At 73.0% G+C, this 4,021-nt stretch carries 3 protein-coding genes and 1 pseudogene; all 4 read left to right on the top strand.

Going from position 1 to position 4,021, the window contains the following annotated elements; all coding sequences use genetic code 11:
- Positions 1-86 precede the first annotated feature (86 nt).
- Positions 87-1,256: pseudogene (gene sdhA, locus ACFXA3_RS37640) on the top strand (succinate dehydrogenase (quinone) flavoprotein subunit); the annotation flags it as partial.
- Positions 1,253-2,002, top strand: a complete 750-nt coding sequence (locus tag ACFXA3_RS37635; RefSeq protein WP_385194950.1) for a succinate dehydrogenase/fumarate reductase iron-sulfur subunit — start codon at positions 1,253-1,255, stop codon at positions 2,000-2,002. The pseudogene sdhA and the gene ACFXA3_RS37635, both read left to right, overlap by 4 nt.
- 180 nt (positions 2,003-2,182) lie before the next feature.
- Positions 2,183-3,220: a hypothetical protein gene (locus ACFXA3_RS37630; protein ID WP_385194948.1), complete on the top strand. Its 1,038-nt coding sequence runs from the start codon at positions 2,183-2,185 to the stop codon at positions 3,218-3,220.
- Positions 3,157-3,954 carry a stealth conserved region 3 domain-containing protein gene (locus tag ACFXA3_RS37625; protein ID WP_385194953.1) on the top strand — a complete coding sequence of 266 codons (798 nt, stop codon included), beginning with the start codon at positions 3,157-3,159 and terminating at the stop codon, positions 3,952-3,954. Before ACFXA3_RS37630 ends, ACFXA3_RS37625 begins: the two co-directional genes overlap by 64 nt.
- The last annotated feature ends 67 nt before the right edge of the window (positions 3,955-4,021 follow it).

The raw sequence follows: 4,021 nt of genomic DNA, 5'->3' as shown, positions 1-4,021 counted from the left end.
GTCGGGTGCGCGGCTGGGTCTTTTACTTAATTTTATAACCACACCCCCCCAACCAAAAAAACCCCCCCGCGCCCGGGGGGGGGGGGCCCCACCGGCGCGGCGCGTACTTCGCCAACCCCTGCTTCACGCAGATCCACCCCACCTGCATCCCGCGCACCGGCGACCACCAGTCCAAGCTCACGCTGATGAGCGAGTCCCTGCGCAACGACGGCCGCATCTGGGTCCCCAAGGCCCAGGGCGACACCCGCCCCGCCGCCGAGATCCCCGAAGCGGAGCGCGACTACTACCTGGAGCGCATCTACCCCTCCTTCGGCAACCTCGTGCCCCGCGACATCGCCTCCCGCGCCGCCAAGAACGTCTGCGACGAGGGCCGCGGCGTCGGCCCCGGCGGCCAGGGCGTCTACCTCGACTTCGCCGACGCCATCCGCCGCATGGGCCGGGACGAGGTCGCCGAGAAGTACGGCAACCTCTTCGAGATGTACGAGCGGATCACCGCGGAGAACCCGTACGAGGTCCCCATGCGGATCTACCCCGCCGTCCACTACACGATGGGCGGCCTGTGGGTCGACTACGACCTCCAGACCACCGTCCCCGGCCTCTTCGCCATCGGCGAGGCCAACTTCTCCGACCACGGGGCCAACCGCCTAGGGGCCTCCGCCCTGATGCAGGGCCTCGGAGACGGCTACTTCGTGCTCCCCTCCACCATCAACGACTACCTGGCCCGCCACCCGCACCGGGAAGCCGTCGACGACAGCCACCCCGAGGCCGCGGCAGCCGTCCGCGAGACCCGCGACTGCCTCGCCAAGCTGCTCGCCGTCGACGGGGACCGCACGCCCGACTCCTTCCACCGCGAGATCGGCGAGCTCATGTGGGAGTACTGCGGCATGTCCCGCACCGAGGAGGGCCTGCGCAAGGCGCTGGAGCGGATCCCGCAGATCCGCGAGGAGTTCTGGAAGCGGATCAAGGTCCCGGGCCGCGGCGAAGAGTTCAACCAGTCCCTGGAGAAGGCCAACCGCATCGTCGACTACCTGGAACTCGCCGAGCTGATGTGCCTCGACGCCCTGCACCGCGCCGAGTCCTGCGGCGGCCACTTCCGCGAGGAGTCCCAGACCCCGGACGGCGAGGCCGCCCGCCGCGACGAGGAGTTCGGCTACGCCGCCGCCTGGGAGTACCAGGGCACCGGCGCGGCCCCCGTCCTGCACAAGGAAGACCTCGTCTTCGAGTACGTCCACCCCACCCAGCGGAGCTACGCATGAGGCTCAACCTGCGCGTCTGGCGCCAGCAGAACCCCGGCACCCCCGGTGCCATGGTCACGTACGAGGTCGACGGCATCTCCCGCGACATGTCGTTCCTGGAGATGCTCGACACCCTCAACGAGGACCTCATCCTGCGGGGCGAGGACCCGGTCGCCTTCGACCACGACTGCCGCGAGGGCATCTGCGGCGCGTGCAGCCTCGTCATCAACGGCGACGCCCACGGCCCCGAGCGCACCACCACCTGCCAGCTGCACATGCGGTCCTTCGCCGACGGCGACACCATCGACGTCGAGCCCTGGCGGGCCGCCGCGTTCCCCGTGGTCAAGGACCTCGTCGTGGACCGAGGCGCCTTCGACCGGATCATCCAGGCCGGCGGCTACATCACCGCCCCGACCGGCTCGGCCCCCGAGGCGCACGCCACCGCCGTGCCCAAGGCCGACGCCGACTCCGCCTTCGAGCACGCCGAGTGCATAGGCTGCGGGGCCTGCGTCGCGGCCTGCCCCAACGGCTCTGCGATGCTCTTCACCTCCGCCAAGGTCAACCACCTCAACGTGCTCCCGCAGGGCTTGCCGGAGCGGGAGACCCGCGTGCTCGACATGGTCGCGCAGATGGACGACGAGGGCTTCGGCGGCTGCACCCTCACCGGCGAGTGCGCCACCGCCTGCCCCAAGGGCATCCCGCTGCCGTCCATCGCCGCCATGAACCGCGAGTGGCTGCGGGCGGTCCGCAGGCACGGAGGAAAGTGAGAAGTCCCTGTGAGACGGGGATAACGGCCCTCGGACCCTTGCGTGAAAAATGAACGAAGGGAAAGGTGGACGTGAACGAGGCATCCGCCCCTGCCTGCCGGACGGCACCACACCCCCTCACGCCGGGTGCCGCCCGCATCCTCGGGTGCCGCTCACCGGCGCCGTCTCGCGAGGTCGCATATGCAGGGCCTGTCCCGTCTCCCGCTCCCCGTCGGCCTGCGCCGGATCGTACGGACGCTGCGCCGGCCCGGCGGCGTACCGAGACAGCCGGACGCCACCCGGCGGGAGCGCACCGAGAGCGGGCACCGGACGCCACCCCCTCCCGGCCGGATCCGTGAGGACGAACTGCTGGAGACGCTGCCCGGCCTGGTCCGCCACCGCGGCCGGCTCACCACGGTCCGCGACGACCTGCTGCCCGCCGCCGCCCGCGACGCGAACCTCGCGGCGGTCGCGGGGGCACTGCGGGCGGCCGCCGTCCCGTACGGCCTGGTCCCCGACGGCGGGCTGCGGCACCGGGTGGCCATCGCCCCGCAGGACCGCGCGTCCGCGCTGAAGGCGTGCGCCGAGGCCTTCACCGGGCTCCCCGTCTACGCCCGTCTCCTGCGCGACGGCGACGACAGCGCCGAGGTCCTCGCCGAGGCGCTCTGCGACACGGTCGCGGCCGTGGAGTGCGGACCGGCCGGCGCCCCGCACCCGAAGGTCAAGGGCCTGCGCCTCTTCCAGCCGGTCGTCACCGCCGGCCGCACCCTGACCTACGGCCCCGAAACCGGCTGCGACCTGGAGTTCTGGGAAGCCGCCGAGTCGGGCACGGGAGCGATCGCCGGACTGCGCGAGACCCCGTACGGCTGGTGGGTGCCCACCCTCGAAGCCACCTCCACCACCCGCGTCGGCGGCGAGGACCACCCCGTCGTCGACGCCTTCGCCGGCCGCTTCCCCGACGACATCGACTTCCCCGTCGACGCCGTGATCACCTGGGTCGACGCCGCCGACCCCGCCAGGGGGGGGGGGGGGGGGCGGCGCGCCCCCGCCCCGCCCCCCCCCCCCCGGGGGCCGCCGGCCGGCCCGCCCCCGCCGCGGCCGGCGCCCACACCGGCGCGGACGGCGGCCGCGCCCTCGTCGACCACGCGGAGAACCGCTACCGCGACCGCGGGGAACTGCGCTACTGCCTGCGCTCCATCGCCGCCCACGCGCCGTGGATCCGCCGCGTCTTCATCGTGACCGACGACCAGACGCCGTCCTGGCTCGCCACCGACCACCCGCAGGTCACCGTCGTCGGCCACCGCGAACTGTTCGCCGACCCCGCAGGCCTCCCGGTGTTCAACTCCCACGCCATCGAGAGCCAGCTCCACCGCATCCCGGGCCTCGCCGAACACTTCCTGTACTTCAACGACGACATCTTCCTCGGCCGCCCCCAGCGCCCGCAGAACTACTTCCTTTCCTCCGGCCTGCCCAAGGTCTTCCACGACCAGCGGGCCGTGGCCCCCAGCGCCCCGGGCGCCGACGACGACGTGTTCACCGCCTCCCAGAAGGCCACCCGCCACGCCGTCGAAGAAGCCGTCGGCCGCACCTACCCGCACATCCTGGCCCACACCCCGTACCCGCTGAGCCGCGCCCTCTTCGCCCACGTCGAGGAGCGCCTGCCCGGGCGGCTCGACGCCACCAGCCGCTCGGTGTTCCGCAGCGCCGACGACCTCGCCCCGGTCACCCTGGCCTCCCACCTGGCCCTCGCCGACGGCCGAGCCGTCGAGGGCGAACTGCGCCACGCGTACGTCAGCACCGGCCGGACCGAGGAGATCGAGCGGCTGCCCGGCCTCGCGGCCGACCGCTGGGCCGACGCGTTCTGCCTCGCCGACGACGACACCGCACCCGGACTCTCCCCCGAGGAGCAGCAGCGCGCGGTCGCCGCCTTCCTGGAGGCCTACTTCCCGGTGCCCTCCCCGTTCGAGAACTGAGGGCCGTACGACGAGCCCCGCCCCCCGGTCCGGCCCGCCGGTCCGGCCCGCGGATCGAGGCGGCCCC

This window comes from Streptomyces sp. NPDC059456 (assembly GCF_042750055.1).
Taxonomy (GTDB): Bacteria; Actinomycetota; Actinomycetes; order Streptomycetales; family Streptomycetaceae; genus Streptomyces.
Note: the sequence above shows the minus strand (reverse complement) of the source record. Positions and strands in the feature narration are given on the sequence as shown.